This is a genomic window from Phenylobacterium zucineum HLK1 (genome assembly GCF_000017265.1).
Taxonomy (GTDB): domain Bacteria; phylum Pseudomonadota; class Alphaproteobacteria; order Caulobacterales; family Caulobacteraceae; genus Phenylobacterium; species Phenylobacterium zucineum.
Genome location: NC_011144.1, coordinates 1,619,263 through 1,632,837 on the forward strand (window position 1 = coordinate 1,619,263; position 13,575 = coordinate 1,632,837).

General features: G+C 69.7%; 16 protein-coding genes. 10 read left to right on the forward strand and 6 right to left on the reverse strand.

The window, feature by feature from the left end; genetic code table 11:
- Positions 1-16: 16 nt before the first annotated feature.
- Entirely contained in the window at positions 17-610 is a 594-nt protein-coding gene (locus PHZ_RS21605) for a hypothetical protein (protein ID WP_049758172.1), read from the reverse strand.
- Between the two features lie 212 nt (positions 611-822).
- Positions 823-1,275, reverse strand: a complete 453-nt coding sequence (locus tag PHZ_RS07850; protein WP_012521985.1) for a MerR family transcriptional regulator — start codon at positions 1,273-1,275, stop codon at positions 823-825.
- Between the two features lie 56 nt (positions 1,276-1,331).
- Here PHZ_RS07850 and PHZ_RS07855 point away from each other — a divergent pair, with 56 nt between their 5' ends.
- The 8 genes from PHZ_RS07855 (at position 1,332) to PHZ_RS07890 (ending at position 9,811) form a co-directional block, all read left to right on the forward strand.
- Entirely contained in the window at positions 1,332-2,054 is a 723-nt protein-coding gene (locus tag PHZ_RS07855; RefSeq protein WP_041373339.1) for a cation transporter, read from the forward strand.
- Between the two features lie 9 nt (positions 2,055-2,063).
- Complete coding sequence (locus PHZ_RS07860; RefSeq protein ID WP_012521987.1) at positions 2,064-2,429, forward strand: hypothetical protein; 366 nt, start codon at positions 2,064-2,066, stop codon at positions 2,427-2,429.
- A 48-nt stretch (positions 2,430-2,477) separates the two neighbouring features.
- Positions 2,478-3,731 (forward strand): TolC family protein, encoded by a 1,254-nt coding sequence (locus tag PHZ_RS07865; protein WP_012521988.1) that lies wholly within the window; start codon positions 2,478-2,480, stop codon positions 3,729-3,731.
- Complete coding sequence (locus PHZ_RS07870) at positions 3,731-4,891, forward strand: efflux RND transporter periplasmic adaptor subunit (RefSeq protein ID WP_012521989.1); 1,161 nt, start codon at positions 3,731-3,733, stop codon at positions 4,889-4,891. Before PHZ_RS07865 ends, PHZ_RS07870 begins: the two co-directional genes overlap by 1 nt.
- Positions 4,892-4,893: 2 nt before the next feature.
- Entirely contained in the window at positions 4,894-8,112 is a 3,219-nt protein-coding gene (locus tag PHZ_RS07875) for an efflux RND transporter permease subunit (RefSeq protein ID WP_012521990.1), read from the forward strand.
- A gap of 33 nt (positions 8,113-8,145) precedes the next feature.
- Positions 8,146-9,087 carry a cation diffusion facilitator family transporter gene (locus PHZ_RS07880; protein WP_012521991.1) on the forward strand — a complete coding sequence of 314 codons (942 nt, stop codon included), beginning with the start codon at positions 8,146-8,148 and terminating at the stop codon, positions 9,085-9,087.
- Positions 9,088-9,158: 71 nt separating this feature from the next.
- Entirely contained in the window at positions 9,159-9,338 is a 180-nt protein-coding gene (locus PHZ_RS07885; RefSeq protein WP_041373341.1) for a hypothetical protein, read from the forward strand.
- Positions 9,339-9,358: 20 nt separating this feature from the next.
- Positions 9,359-9,811, forward strand: coding sequence for a DUF411 domain-containing protein (locus PHZ_RS07890; protein ID WP_012521992.1), 453 nt, complete (start codon positions 9,359-9,361; stop codon positions 9,809-9,811).
- A 16-nt stretch (positions 9,812-9,827) separates the two neighbouring features.
- Here PHZ_RS07890 and arsC read toward each other — a convergent pair whose 3' ends face one another.
- The 4 genes from arsC to PHZ_RS07910 are packed head-to-tail and all read right to left on the reverse strand — an operon-like array spanning position 9,828 to position 12,238.
- The gene (arsC, locus tag PHZ_RS07895; RefSeq protein ID WP_012521993.1) at positions 9,828-10,238 is read right to left on the reverse strand and encodes an arsenate reductase (glutaredoxin); all 411 of its coding nucleotides are present in this window, start codon (positions 10,236-10,238) and stop codon (positions 9,828-9,830) included.
- 5 nt (positions 10,239-10,243) lie between these two features.
- Complete coding sequence (gene arsB, locus PHZ_RS07900) at positions 10,244-11,314, reverse strand: ACR3 family arsenite efflux transporter (RefSeq protein ID WP_012521994.1); 1,071 nt, start codon at positions 11,312-11,314, stop codon at positions 10,244-10,246.
- Between the two features lie 41 nt (positions 11,315-11,355).
- Complete coding sequence (locus tag PHZ_RS07905) at positions 11,356-11,874, reverse strand: arsenate reductase ArsC (RefSeq protein WP_012521995.1); 519 nt, start codon at positions 11,872-11,874, stop codon at positions 11,356-11,358.
- 10 nt (positions 11,875-11,884) lie between these two features.
- Positions 11,885-12,238: an ArsR/SmtB family transcription factor gene (locus PHZ_RS07910; protein ID WP_012521996.1), complete on the reverse strand. Its 354-nt coding sequence runs from the start codon at positions 12,236-12,238 to the stop codon at positions 11,885-11,887.
- A 67-nt stretch (positions 12,239-12,305) separates the two neighbouring features.
- Between PHZ_RS07910 and arsH the strand changes: the two genes are divergently transcribed.
- Positions 12,306-13,040, forward strand: coding sequence for an arsenical resistance protein ArsH (gene arsH / locus PHZ_RS07915; protein ID WP_012521997.1), 735 nt, complete (start codon positions 12,306-12,308; stop codon positions 13,038-13,040).
- On the forward strand, positions 13,037-13,546 hold the full coding sequence (locus PHZ_RS07920) for an arsinothricin resistance N-acetyltransferase ArsN1 family A (RefSeq protein WP_012521998.1): 510 nt from the start codon (positions 13,037-13,039) through the stop codon (positions 13,544-13,546). The genes arsH and PHZ_RS07920 overlap by 4 nt, the downstream gene beginning before the upstream one ends.
- Positions 13,547-13,575 lie beyond the last annotated feature (29 nt).

Genomic DNA, 13,575 nt, shown 5'->3' on the forward strand with positions numbered 1-13,575 from the left:
CTGACCGACCGAGTTCTCATTCGGTCGTGCCGTCCTTCTTCTTCCTTGCTGCGATTCCGACCGCCGGAGCGGGAAGCTCCACACCTTCGCTGCCTTCAATCCAGAGCGGCGACACCTTTGTGACCGGCTCGTCCAGCGGGACCTGCCACGTCAGCACGGGGGTCTCGCCAGCCAGCACCACAAAGGTGATCGCCGTGAGCGCGCCATCGACGTCAGTTTCGATGGCGAAGCGGTAGGCTGGCTGCGAGGTGAGTTTCACCAGCTCGTCAGCCCCGAACAAGCTCCGCTGCTTCAACTCGGAGAACGACTGCTTCAGAGTTCGGGTCGTGGGATCGTCTGGCTCCCCCCGATAGAAGCGCACGGGCACGCCACCGATGCTGAACACGAACTGCATCGAAGGATCGAGGATTTCGAGCCAGTCCACGTCGAGTGCGGCGGTCTCGATCTCAGACTTCTGGAACGCGAAGGCCTCGCACCCCACGGTCCAGGGCGTGCAACCGATCGCGGGGTCGAAACGATCGAGCGCATTGTTGCGCCCCCGCTCGATTAGCTTGCCGATCGTGATTAGCCGATCGCGGTCGAGCGCAGGGTGGTGTTCCCAAGGGGTCATGATCGCTCCATCTCAGAGCTTGAGTCTTGGGCAAATTTCTAGATTCGTCAACTGATCCCGAAATTGTAAGCTGTGGATGCCTTTGTCAGCGGCCAGCGGGCGCGCCTTGCAGGAGGTGTACTCTCGAGTTCGCTCAGCCCGCGCTGTAGCTGTGGGTGTAGTGGTGATGACCTGCGCCGGCAGGTTCGACGCGTGGACGTGAGAGCAGGTGGTCATGCTTGGACCGGCGCCAACCGCTCCGGCGCGGCGTGCTCCTGGGCGCAAAGGCTGTGGTCGGCGAGCGTCTCGATGACACGGCAATCGCCCGCGAGGCCATGGCAGCCGGCGGCGACCATGCGCTTCAGCTCGGCGCGTAGCGCTTCGAGCTGCGCGATCTTGGTCTCGACGGCCGTGAGCTGCTCCTGGGCCAGGGCATTGGCGTCCTCGCACGTGCGGTCGGGGTTGTCGGCCAGGTCGAGGAGGGTGCGGATCGCTTCGATGGGGAAGCCGAGCTGCCGGGCATGCTTGATGAAGGCGAGGCGGCGGACGGCCTCGTCGCCGTAGACGCGTCGGTCGCTCTCCGTGCGGTCCGGTTCCGGCAGCAGGCCGATCTGCTCATAGAAGCGAATCGTCGGGACCTTCACGTCCGCCGCTTTGGCGAGCTTTCCGATGGTGTGCGCCGGCATTGGGATCTCCGCTGAGATGCTGAAAAATAGGCGCTTGATCCTCTAGCGACTAGAGGATGCAGGCTGTCTTTATGTCCAGCTGCTCCACCTCGTCCGAAGCGCAGCCAGCCACCTCCAGCGGCTGCGGCTGCGGCCATCCCGTGACCTTTGACGGCGCTTCCGCCGGCTACAAGCGGGCGCTTGGCGGCGTGATCGCGATCAATCTGGTTGGATTTGTCGTGGTGGCGATCGGCAGCCTCTGGGCGGGCTCGGCGTCGCTCGCGGCCAACACCCTGGATTTCGCCGCGGACGCCGCGACCTACGGCTTGAGCCTCTGGGCCATCGGCAAGAGCGTGCGGGTCCGCTCCGGCGCGGCCTTGATCAAGAGCGGCAGCCTGGCGGTCATGGCGCTGGCGATCCTCGGCTTCGCGGTGTGGCGCGCCTTGGTCGGCGCGCCGCCCGAAGGTGCGGCCATCTCCGGCCTTGGCTTGTTCGGGGCTGCGGCCAATCTCCTCGCGGCGCTCTTGCTGGTCCGCTACCGGGAAGGCGACGCCAACGTGCGCTCGGTGTGGCTCTGCACCCGCAATGACCTCATCCAGTGCCTGGCGGTCGCCGCCACCGGCGTCGCCGTCATGGTGACCGGCTCCCGTTGGCCGGACCTGATCGTCGGGGTCTTGTTGGCCGCGGTGTTCCTGCGCTCAGCCTGGCAGATCACCGTCCAGGCGCGCCAGGAGCTGAAGGCCGCCGCCGCCAAGCCGGATTTTATAACGCATTCCCGTCCGTCATCGGCCTCGGTATAGGTCCGCGCGATGGCACGAACCTCACCCTGGTGGCGCAAGGTCGGCATGGCGCTCGCCGCGCTGGTGCTGACCGTGCTCACGCTGGGGCCGAGTCTCGATGGCCTTCTCTGCCGCGATGAGGGCGGCCTCAGCGCCGCGGCGGCTGAGATGCCCGTGGCCGATCTGGCCGCCGATCACCCAGATCCGCGCCCCCTCGACGAGGGCCCGGGCCTCTGCGTCCACGGACACTGCCATCACAGCGCGCCCTATGTGCCGGCGACCCCGCCCGCGGGCGAGCTTTCGGCGCCGCTGCTGGCGGTCGCCCATCCGTTCGTGCGGGACCGGGTACCGACCTCCGATCCCAAGTTCGGGCTGATCCGACCTCCCAGAGCCTGACGGTTCGCGCGTTCGCGCGCCCCATCCGTCACGTTCAAGAGGGACACCATGAAACCCCACTTCCGCAGCTCGCCTTTGGCGGGACTGCTCTTGCTGGCCAGCCTCGGCGCAGCCGGCGCCGCCATGGCCGAACCTGCGCCGCCGTTCGCCGCCCTGCTTGCGCAGGCGCAGGCATCCGCCCCCCGGCTCGCCGAAGCGCGCGCCAACATCGCGCGCGCCGAAGGGCTCGCGCGGCAAGCCGGCGTCCTGCCCAATCCGACCCTTGAGTTCGAGGTCGAGAACTTCTCCGGCTCCGGACCCTTCCGCGGAACCAGCCTGTCAGAAACGACGGCGCGGGTCGGCCAGACCTTGGAGCTCGGCGGCAAGCGCTCGGCTCGCGTGGCGGCCGGTCGCGCCGAGATCGACGCCGCGCGGGCCCAGGCCCGGCGTGTCGAAGCGGAGTACGCGTTCGACCTCGCCGCGGCCTATGCGGAAGCCGAGGCTGCGGAACGACGCCTTCAGCTGGCGCGGGAGAGCCTGACCCTCGCGGAGGAGGACGCCCGCATCGCTTCGGCGCTTGTCGACGCCGGGCGCGAAGCTGAGCTTCGCCGCCTCCAGGCGCAGGCGGCTGTCGAGGCAGCTCGGGCGGCTGTTCAGGCAGCCCAAGCGGCGCGCGAGACGGCCTTCGGCGCCCTTACGACGCTGGCCGGCGCGCCAGCTCCTATCACCTCCATCCCGGCGAGCCTGCTGGAGTCCGCCGCCCCGCTCTTTCCGGGGGCGGCACCGGCGGCATCGGCGACCACCTCGTACCTGGCGGCCCAGGCGGAGCGTGAGGCGGCCGCCCGCCGCCTGCGCGTCGAGCGGCGGCGGGCCGTGCCGGACGTGACCGTCTCGATCGGGGTTCGTCGCTTCGAGGCGGACGACGCGGCGGCGCTGGTCGCGGGCGTGTCCGTCCCCTTGCCCTTGTTCGATCAGAACCGCGGCAACATCGCCGCCGCGCGCGCCGAGGCCGCGGCAGCGGAGGCGCGGCTCAACGCGGCGCGCCTGGAAGCCGAGTCGGCGGTGCGCACGAGCGCGGCGCGCAGCGCGGCGGCGGAGAGCCGCCTCAGCGCCGCGCGCCAGGGTGAGAGCACGGCCCATGAAGCCTACCGTCTCGCCCGCATCGGCTACGAAGCCGGTCGCCTGCCGCTGGCCGAACTCGTCGCCGCTCGCCGCGCGCTTGCAGAGGCGCGCGAACAGACCATCGCAGCCGCCGTCGAGCGGATCAGCGCCCAAGCCGCCATCGCGCGGCTGAGCGTCGTCGCCACCCCTGGAGAACAATGATGAAGACCGACGATAAGCGTCTCTACGGCGCCGTCGCGGCGGCCGTCGTGCTGGCCGGTGTCGGCGGCTTCGCGCTGTCCACCGTGATCAACCGCCCTGAAGCCCCCGCCGAAGAAGAGCACGCGGAGGAGGGGGCGCACGCCGAAGGCGAGGGCTCCGAGGTCAAGCTGACCCCGCAGCAGGCGAGCGCCGCCGGGATTGCGGTGGTCACCGTCTCGAGCGGCGGAGCCGGCGACCTGCGCCTCACCGGGCGGGTGGAAGCCTCGCCGAGCGCGCGGGCGGCCGTGGCCGCGCCGGTGTCCGGGTCCGTGGTCCGCGTGCTGGTCGCGCCGGGCGCCAACGTGGGCGCCGGGGCCGGTCTCGCCGTGATCCGGAGCGCCGACGGCGCCGCGGTCCGGGCCGAGTCCGTCGCCGCCGGCGCAGAGGCGGAAGCCGCACGGGCGGCGCTCGCGCGGGAAGAGCGTCTGTTCAGCGCGGGCGTCACCGCGCGCCAGGACTTCGAAGCGGCGCGAGCCGCCGCGGCCCGGGCCAGCGCCGAAGCGGTCGCCGCGAGAGCCAAGCTGGCTGCGGCGGGCGGACCAGGCGCTTCGGGCGAGACCCTCATCCGCAGCCCGATCGCCGGGATCGTCACGGGTTTGCAGGTGGCGCCCGGCGGCTTCGTCAGCCAGGGCGGCGCGGTCGCCGAGGTGGCCAACCCCGCTCAGGTCGAGGTGGTCTTCAACGCCCCGGCGGAGGCCGCCGCCAAGCTACGGGTCGGCGCGCCGCTCAGGGTCATCGGCTCCGACGGGGCGGAGGCCGACGCGGTTATCGTCGGCGTCGCACCTCTGGCGCAGGGCGCCACCGGCGCGGCCGTGGTCCGCGCCAGGCCGAGCGGCGGGCGTTTGACGCCCGGCGCCGCCGTGAGCGCCGCCATCTCCACGGAGACCGGCGGCTATCCGACGGTGCCGTCGGAAGCGGTGCAGACGGTGGAGGGCCGCTCCATTGTGTTCGTGGCCGAGGGTGGCGGTTTCCGGGCGCAGTCCGTGACCCCCGGGCGCTCCGGCGCCGGCTATACCCAGATCATCGCGGGCCTGAAGGGCGGCGAACGGATCGCCGGCCGCGGGGCGTTCGTGCTGAAAGCCGAGCTCGCCAAGGGCGAAGCCGAGCACGGGGACCACTGACCATGCTCGGCAGGCTTGTCGCCTTCTCCGTGCGCCACCGCATCGCGGTCGTGCTCGTCACCCTGCTGGTGGCCGCCTTCGGCGTCTCCCAGCTCTTCCGGCTGCCGATCGATGCGGTGCCGGACATCACCAACAAGCAGGTCCAAGTCACCACCATCGCCCCGGCGCTCTCGCCGGAGGAGATCGAACAGCGGGTGACCTTCCCGGTCGAGACCGCGCTCGGCGGCATCCCAGGCCTGGTGGAGACCCGCTCGATCTCGCGGAACGGCTTCAGCCAGATCACCGCCGTGTTCCGCGAGAGCACCGACATCTACTTCGCCCGTCAGCAGGTGAACGAACGCATCGAGGCCGTGCGGGAGGACCTGCCCGCCGACGCGCGGCCGGAGATGGCGCCAATCACCACCGGCCTGGGCGAGGTCCTCATGTGGACGGTCGAATTCAAGCCGGGCGTGCGGGTGCGTCCCGGCGCGCCGGGACCGCAGCCTGACAGCTCGTACGTCACGCCCGAGGGCGAGCGGCTGGTGACCGAGCGGCAGAAGGCGACCTACCTGCGCACCGTCCAGGACTGGATCGTCACGCCCCAGCTGCGCACCACGCCCGGCGTCGCCGGCATCGACACCATTGGTGGCTACGTGAAGGAGTACGTCGTCTATCCCGACCCGGCGCGGCTCTCGTCCTACGGGGTCGGCCTCAACGAACTGGTGGAGGCGGTGGAGCACGCCAACACCGTGGCCGGCGCCGGCTACGTCTCGCGCGGCGGCGAAGCTTTCGTCGTCCGCGCCGATGCGCGGGTCACCTCGCTGCAGGACCTCGCGTCCGCCCCGGTCACGAACCGCAACGGCCTGGTCGTCCGGGTCTCGGACGTGGCGCAGGTCGAGCTCGGCCAGGCCGTGCGCCTCGGCGCGGCTCAGGAGAACGGCCAGGAGGTCGTCATCGGGACGGCGCTGATGCTGGCGGGCGAGAACAGCCGCACCGTCGCGCATGCCGTCAGCGAGCGGTTGGCGGAAATCGCGCCCTCCCTGCCGCCCGGCGTCGCCGTCAAGACGGTGCTCAACCGAACCGACCTTGTCGACCGCACCATCCGGACGGTTCAGCGCAACCTGGCGGAAGGCGCGCTCCTCGTGATCGCCGTGTTGTTCTTCCTGCTCGGCAACGTGCGGGCCGCGATCATTACGGCGCTTGTCATCCCGCTGTCCTTCCTCATCGGCGTCATCGGGATGAACCGCTTCGGCGTCAGCGGGAATCTCATGAGCCTGGGCGCCCTCGACTTCGGGATCCTCGTCGATGGGGCGGTCGTGGTCGTAGAGAACACGCTCACCCGCATGGGCGTGCGGCGCGAGAGCGTCGGCCGCGACCTGACCTTGGCCGAGCGGCTCGAGGAAGCGGCGGGGGCTGCGCGGCAGATGGTTCGGCCGGCCGCGTTCGGCCAGGCCATCATCCTTCTGGTCTACGCCCCATTGCTCGCCCTCGAAGGTATCGAAGGCAAGATGTTCCAGCCGATGGCCGCCACAGTCATGCTGGCGCTCGCCGGCGCCTTTGTCCTCACCTTCACCTTCGTGCCGGCGATGACGGCCCTGCTCATCAAGCCCTCGGCGAAGCCGCACGAGAGCAAGGTGGAAGCCTTCGCGCGCCGACGGTTCGAGCCGGCGACCCGCTGGGCGGCGGCCCACCCGCGGCCGGTCGCCATCGGCGCCGGGCTGGCCGTCCTGGTCGGCCTGCTCACCTTCGTCTCGCTCGGCCGGGAGTTCATCCCGACGCTCGACGAGAAGGACGTGTTGGTCCAGGCGTTGCGCGTGCCGAGCGCCTCCCTGGAGCAATCCATCGAGATGCAGGCGAGGCTGGAGAAGGCGCTGGTTAAGGTGCCGGAAGTGGCGTTCGTCTTCTCCAAGACGGGCACCGCCGAAGTGTCCACCGATCCCATGCCGCCCAGCATCAGCGACACCTTTGTCGTCTTGAAGGACCAGAAGGACTGGCCGGACCGGGGGCTCTCGAAAGGCGAGGTGGTCGAGAAGATCGAGAAGGCCGCCGCCACCCAAATCGGCAACGCCTACGAGTTCACCCAGCCGATCCAGATGCGGTTCAACGAGCTCATCTCGGGTGTGCGCTCGGACGTCGCCGTCAAGGTTTACGGCGACGACTTCGCCGCCCTGGAGCGCACCGCCAATGAGATCGCCCAGGTGCTGCGCAACACGCGCGGCGCGGCGGATGTGCGCGTCGAGCAGGTCTCCGGCCTGCCGATGATCACCGCCGAGGTGGATCGCGCGGGCGCGGCGCTCTACGGCCTGCACGCCGCCGATGCCGCCGACGCCGTGCAGATCGCGCTGGCGGGCCGTGAAGCTGGCCGGGTGTTCGAAGGCGACCGGCGCTTCGACGTCGTGGTGCGCCTGCCGGACGCCATGCGCAACGATCTCGCCGCCGTGGCTCAGACGCCGCTTGCGGTGAACGAGGGGCAGAGCTTCGTCCCCCTCGGCTCCGTCGTGCGGTTCCGGGAAGGCGAGGGGCCGAACCAGATCAGCCGCGAAAACGGCAAGCGGCGGATCGTCGTGCAGGCGAACGTCCGCGGCCGGGACCTCGGCGGCTTCGTTTCGGAGGCCCAGGCGGCGGTGAGCAGCCGGGTCAAGGTTCCCGCCGGCGCCTGGCTCGACTGGGGCGGCCAGTTCGAAAACCTGCAGCGGGCCGAGGCGCGCCTGGCGCTCGTCGTGCCCGTCGTCTTCGTCCTGATCGCCGTCCTGCTCTACTTCGCACTCGGTTCGGCCTCGCAGGCGGCCCTGGTGTTCGCCTGCGTGCCGCTGGCGCTCGTCGGCGGCGCGCTGGCGCTCCTGGTCAGGGGCATGCCGTTCTCGGTGTCCGCTGCCGTCGGCTTCATCGCCGTCTCCGGCGTCGCCACCCTGAACGGCCTAGTCCTGATGCAGGCCATCCGCGAGCGCGTAGAAACAGGGCTCGATCCCACCGACGCCGCGGTCGAGGGCGCCATGGGGCGGCTGCGCGCGGTGCTCACGACCGCGCTGGTGGCGATCCTCGGCTTCATGCCCATGGCGCTTGCCCACGGGGCCGGCGCGGAGGTCCAGAAGCCGTTGGCGACCGTCGTCATCGGCGGCCTGCTGACCGCGACGGTGCTGACCCTCGTGGTGCTGCCCACGTTCGCCGGCCGGGTGCTGGCGCGCCGCCTCCGGACAGCCGCCGGCGAGGCCTCGCGGCCGGCCGCCCAGCCCTTGTCTTGAGGGTTGGTTCGTGACGAGCGGAGGGATGAGAGCATGAGCGAGGCGAGCGCCGGGCATGAGCCGATCGGTCATGACCATGGGCCGGGCGGCCACGCCCACAGCCACACGGCCAACGCCAACGCCCGGCAGCTGACGCTCGCCCTAGCGCTGACCTCGGCCTTCCTGGTCGCCGAGGTCATCGGGGGGCTGGTGTTCGGCAGCCTCGCCTTGCTGTCCGACGCAGCCCACATGTTCACCGACACGGCCGCGTTGGCGATCGCCCTGGCCGCGATCAAGATCGGGCAGCGAAAGGCCGATGAGCGTCGGACCTTCGGCTACCGTCGCTTCGAGATCCTGGCCGCGGCGTTCAACGCCGTGCTGCTGTTCGGGGTCGCGCTCTACGTCCTGATCGAAGGCGCGAGACGGATTTTCGAGCCGGCACCGGTGCAATCCACCGGCATGCTGATCGTGGCCGGGCTCGGCTTGGCGGTGAACCTCATCTCCATGCGGGTCCTCGCAGGCGGCAAGGACAAGAGCCTCAACGTCAAGGGCGCCTATCTCGAAGTCTGGGCCGACATGGTGGGCTCCGTCGGTGTGATCGCCGGCGCCCTGGTCATCCAGTTCACCGGCTGGAGCTGGGTCGACCCGGTGGTCGCCATCGCAATCGGGCTCTGGGTGCTTCCTCGCACCTGGGTCCTCCTGCGGGACAGCACCAACATCCTGCTTGAAGGCGCCCCTTCCGGAATCGCCCTGGCAGGCATTCGCACGACCATCGCCGAGACGCCGGGTGTCGCCGGGGTGCACGACCTGCATCTTTGGGTCTCCGGCGCCGATCAGCCGAGCTGCACAGCCCACGTCGTCCTGGCCGCTGGCGCCGACGGGGAGTCCGTCCGACGGCATGTCGCCGCGCGGCTCGAGGCGGACTTCGATGTCCACCACGTCACCATCCAAACCGAGACGGCGCCCTGCGACGCGGCGGAGCCCCTTCATCCATGAAGCCCGGTGACCTAATTTGCGAAAGGCGCCTGTTCGGTGCAAGACATCCCGACCCAGCTGCGGAGTTCCTCATGAAGATGATCGTCCAGTCGGCCTTCGCGGCCATTGTTCTCAGCGCCTTTTCGGCCGGCGCGGCGCTCGCGGCCGACGACTGCTGCTGCAAGGACAAGGACGCCAAGATGGCCTGCTGCGACAAGAAGGGCGAGGCCGCTCCGAACGCGCCAACGCCGGCTCCGCAGCACCAGCACTGATCGGGAACGCCGGCGCGCCGATGCTTAGGCTCTCACGCCGGGCGGTTCTCGCGGGCGCGCCGCTTCTTGCGGGCGCGCCCGCGGCCTTCGCCGCTGCGCCCGCGCTCACCGTCTACAAGACGGCCTCCTGCGGCTGCTGCAGGGGGTGGATCACGACGATGACGCGCGCGGGCTACCGGCCGCAGGTGGTGGTCGTCGAAGACGTGACCCCGTTCAACAACCGCTACGGGGTCCCCTTCGAGCTCTCCTCCTGTCACCTGTCGACGATCGGCGGCTACGTCGTGGTGGGGCACACCCCGCCAACCGACGTCGCACGCCTGCTGCGGGAGCGCCCCAAGGCGCTCGGCCTGACCGTACCCGGGATGCCGCTGGGGTCGCCTGGAATGGAGATGCCGGACGGTCGGAGGGAAGCCTACGCCACGCTCCTGCTGCTTCCGGGCGGCAAGACGCGGGTGTTCGCCCAGCACGGCTGACCGTAGCAAGCGCCGGTCAGGCGAGCCGCACGACCTCGCCATCTTCCTTGGTGAAGCTGTCGGGCTTGCGGTCGAGCAAGTCCAGGACGGCTTCCGAAGGCCGGCTGAGTTTGACGCCCTTGGGCGTGACGACGATGGGGCGGTTCACGAGGATCGGGTGCGCCACCATCGCGTCGAGGATGGCGTCGTCGCCGACATGGGGTTCGAGCAGGCCCAGCTCGGCCGCCGGCGTCCCCTTGCCGCGGAGGATGTCGCGCGGCGTGGCGCCCATGGCGGCGAGCAGTTCCTGGAGCTGCGGCTTGGTCCAGCCGGCCTGCAGGTACTCGACGACCTCGGGCTCGTAGCCGGCGGCCCGCACCATGGCGACGGTGTTGCGGGAGGTGCCGCAAGCCGGGTTGTGGAAGATGGTGATCGGGAATTCGGACATGCAGCTCACCTCGTGATCGGCGGGGCGCAGCGCGCCGCCACCCGTTGAACGGCCGCGCCCCGCTCGTACCAGCGCTTGGACCGGTTCACGATGGCGACGATGGTCAGCATCACCGGCACCTCGATCAGCACGCCGACCACGGTCGCGAGCGCCGCACCGGAGCTGAAGCCGAACAGGCTGATGGCGGCGGCGACGGCCAGTTCGAAGAAGTTGCTGGCGCCGATCAGCGCCGACGGGCCCGCGACGCAGTGGGCTTCGCCCGTCGCACGGTTCAGCAGATAGGCGATGGCCGAGTTGGCGTAGACCTGGATCAGGATCGGCACGGCCAGCATGGCGATGATCGCCGGCTGGGTGAGGATCTGCTCGCCCTGGAAGCCGAACAGCAGGACCAGGGTGGCGAGCAGGGCGGTGAGGGAGAGGGGGCCGATGCGCGCCAGGACGCGCTGGAGCTCGGCTTTGCCGCCGCGCTTGAGGAGCGCGCGCCTCAGCAGCTGCGCCAGGACGACGGGCACGATGATGTAGAGCCCGACGGAGAGCAGCAGGGTCTCCCAGGGCACGGTGATGGCGGATAGGCCCAGCAGCAGCCCGACGATGGGCGCGAATGCGACGACCATGATCGCGTCGTTCACCGCCACCTGGCTCAGCGTGAAGTGCGGCTCGCCGCGGGTCAGGTTGCTCCAGACGAACACCATGGCCGTACAGGGCGCCGCAGCCAGCAGGATCAGGCCGGCGATGTAGCTGTTGATCTCGCCGGCGGGCAGGTGAGGGCGGAACAGGTAGCCGATGAAGAAGGCGCCCAGCGCCGCCATCGAGAACGGCTTCACCGCCCAGTTGACGAACAGGGTCACGCCGATGCCGCGCCAGTGCTGGCCGACTTGGCGCATGGCGCCGAAATCGACCTTCATGAGCATCGGGATGATCATCAGCCAGATGAGCACCGCCACCGGCAGGTTGACCTTGGCGACCTCGGCCCCGCCGATCGCCTGGAAGACGCTCGGGAAGAGGTGGCCGAGGCCGATGCCGACCACGATGCAGAGCGCGACCCAGAGGGTCAGGAACCGCTCGAAGCGGGACATGGCCTTGGGCCCTTCGGACGGCGCGGGCGGTTCGATCGTCGTCATTGGGCGGGCTGGGTCTCGTCGGCGGCCTGGCCGATCTCGCGCAGCTTGGCTTGCAGCGACATGCGGTCGATGGAGGCCAGCGGCAGGTTGAGGAAGATGCGGATGCGGTTTCCGAGCATGCGGGCCGTTTCGGTGAAGGCCGCGGCGATCTCGGCCTCGGACCCCTGAACGGCGGCCGGATCGGGCACGCCCCAGTGGGCGGTCATCGGCTGGCCGGGCCAGACGGGGCACACTTCGCCCGCCGCGTTGTCACAGACGGTGATGATGAAATCGAGCGCCGGCGCGCCGGGCGCGGCGAACTCGTCCCAGGACTTGGAGCGGAAGTCACCGTCGTCAAAGCCGAGGGCGCGCGTGATCGTGAGCGCGTGGGGATTGACCCGTCCAGTGGGCATGGAGCCGGCCGAGAAAGCCTTGAAGCGGCCGCGCCCCTCCTTGTTCATCAGGGCTTCGGCGATCACCGATCGCGCCGAGTTTCCGGTGCACAGGAAGAGGATGTTGTAGGTCTTCTCGGTCATTGCAGCGTCCTCAGGCCTGAGCGCCTTCGGCCACGCAGCACTGGCTGGCGATGGCGGCGAGGGGGGCGCAGATCTCGGGCGAGCCGCTGCAGCAGTCTTCCATCAGGAAGGCGAGCAGCTCGCGCATGGCGTCATAGTTGGCGGTGTAGATGATCGAACGGCCGTCTCGGCGGGACGCGATGAGCCCCGCGTGGCTCAGGATGTTGAGGCTGGCCGACAAGGTGTTCGGCAAGACGTCCAGCCGGCGGGCGATCTCGCCCGCGGCGAGCCCCTCAGGCCCCGCCTGGACGAGCAGGCGGAAGGACGCGAGACGGCCTTCGTGGGCCAGGGCGGCGAGACTAGCGACAGCGGGCTTGGTTTCCATATTTCGACGATATAGGAAGTCTGCGGCAGTTTGAAGTCGCTTCCGCCGTCGCTCTCGAGGTTTCCGAATGACCGAGTTTCCCGCCCTGCAGCCGCAGTTCCTCGAGACGCCCAGCCTGGAGCGACTGAATGCGCAACCTGCGGCGACCCACCCGCCGCGGATCCTGCTCCTCTACGGCTCGCTGCGTGAGCGCTCGTACAGCCGGCTGTTGACGGAGGAGGCCGCCCGCATGCTGCAGCGCTTCGGCGCCGAGACGCGCATCTTCGATCCGCGCGACCTGCCGCTGCCCGACTCCGTCCCTCCGGATCACCCGAAGGTGCAGGAGTTGCGGGCGCTGTCGCAGTGGTCTGAGGGCCAGGTTTGGTGCAGCCCGGAGCGGCACGGGGCGATCAGCGGCATCATGAAGGCGCAGATCGACTGGATCCCGCTGGAGATCGGCAGCGTGCGGCCGACCCAGGGGCGCACCTTGGCGGTCATGCAGGTGTCCGGCGGCTCGCAGTCCTTCAACGCCGTGAACACCCTGCGCCTGCTCGGCCGCTGGATGCGGATGATCACCATTCCCAACCAGTCCTCGGTGGCCAAGGCCTACCAGGAGTTCGACGAGGCGGGTCGCATGAAGCCGTCCGCCTACTACGACCGCGTCGTGGACGTGATGGAAGAGCTCTACAAGTTCACCCTCCTGACGCGGGATCGCGCCGATTACCTCGTCGACCGCTACAGTGAGCGGAAGGCCGAGGGGCGCGAGACCGTGGAGCACGCGCTCGCCGCCGCGGCCATGAGCGAGGAGCGTGCCGTCCAGTGACCCCATCCAACCTCCAGGCGAGACCGGCCGAACCGTCCGACGCCCCCGCGATCGCATTGATCTACAATCAAGGCATCGAGGATCGCATCGCCACCTTCGAGACCGAACCCCGCACGCCAGAGCAGGTCGAAGCCTGGTGGGCGCACAATCTGCCGATCGTCGCCGTGACCGATGGGGCGGGCGGCCCGGTCGTAGGTTACGCCGCGGTGTTTCCCTACGCGGACCGCTGCTGCTATCGCGGCATCGGCGAGTTCTCGGTCTATGTGCGCCGGGACTGGCGCGGCCGAGGCGTCGGCCGCGTCGCCATGGAGCAGCTGATCGTCGCGGCGGAGTCCGCGGGCCTCTGGAAGCTGCTTTCCCGCGTCTTCCCTGAGAACCGGGCCAGTCTCAGCCTCATGGCTCGCCTGGGCTTCAAGGAAGTCGGCGTGCATGAGAAGCACGGCAAGCTGGACGGCGTGTGGCGCGATTGCGTCCTCGTCGAAAGGCTCTTGCCGGCCGACCTGTAGCGATTGACTCCTCCATATTTCGAGAATAC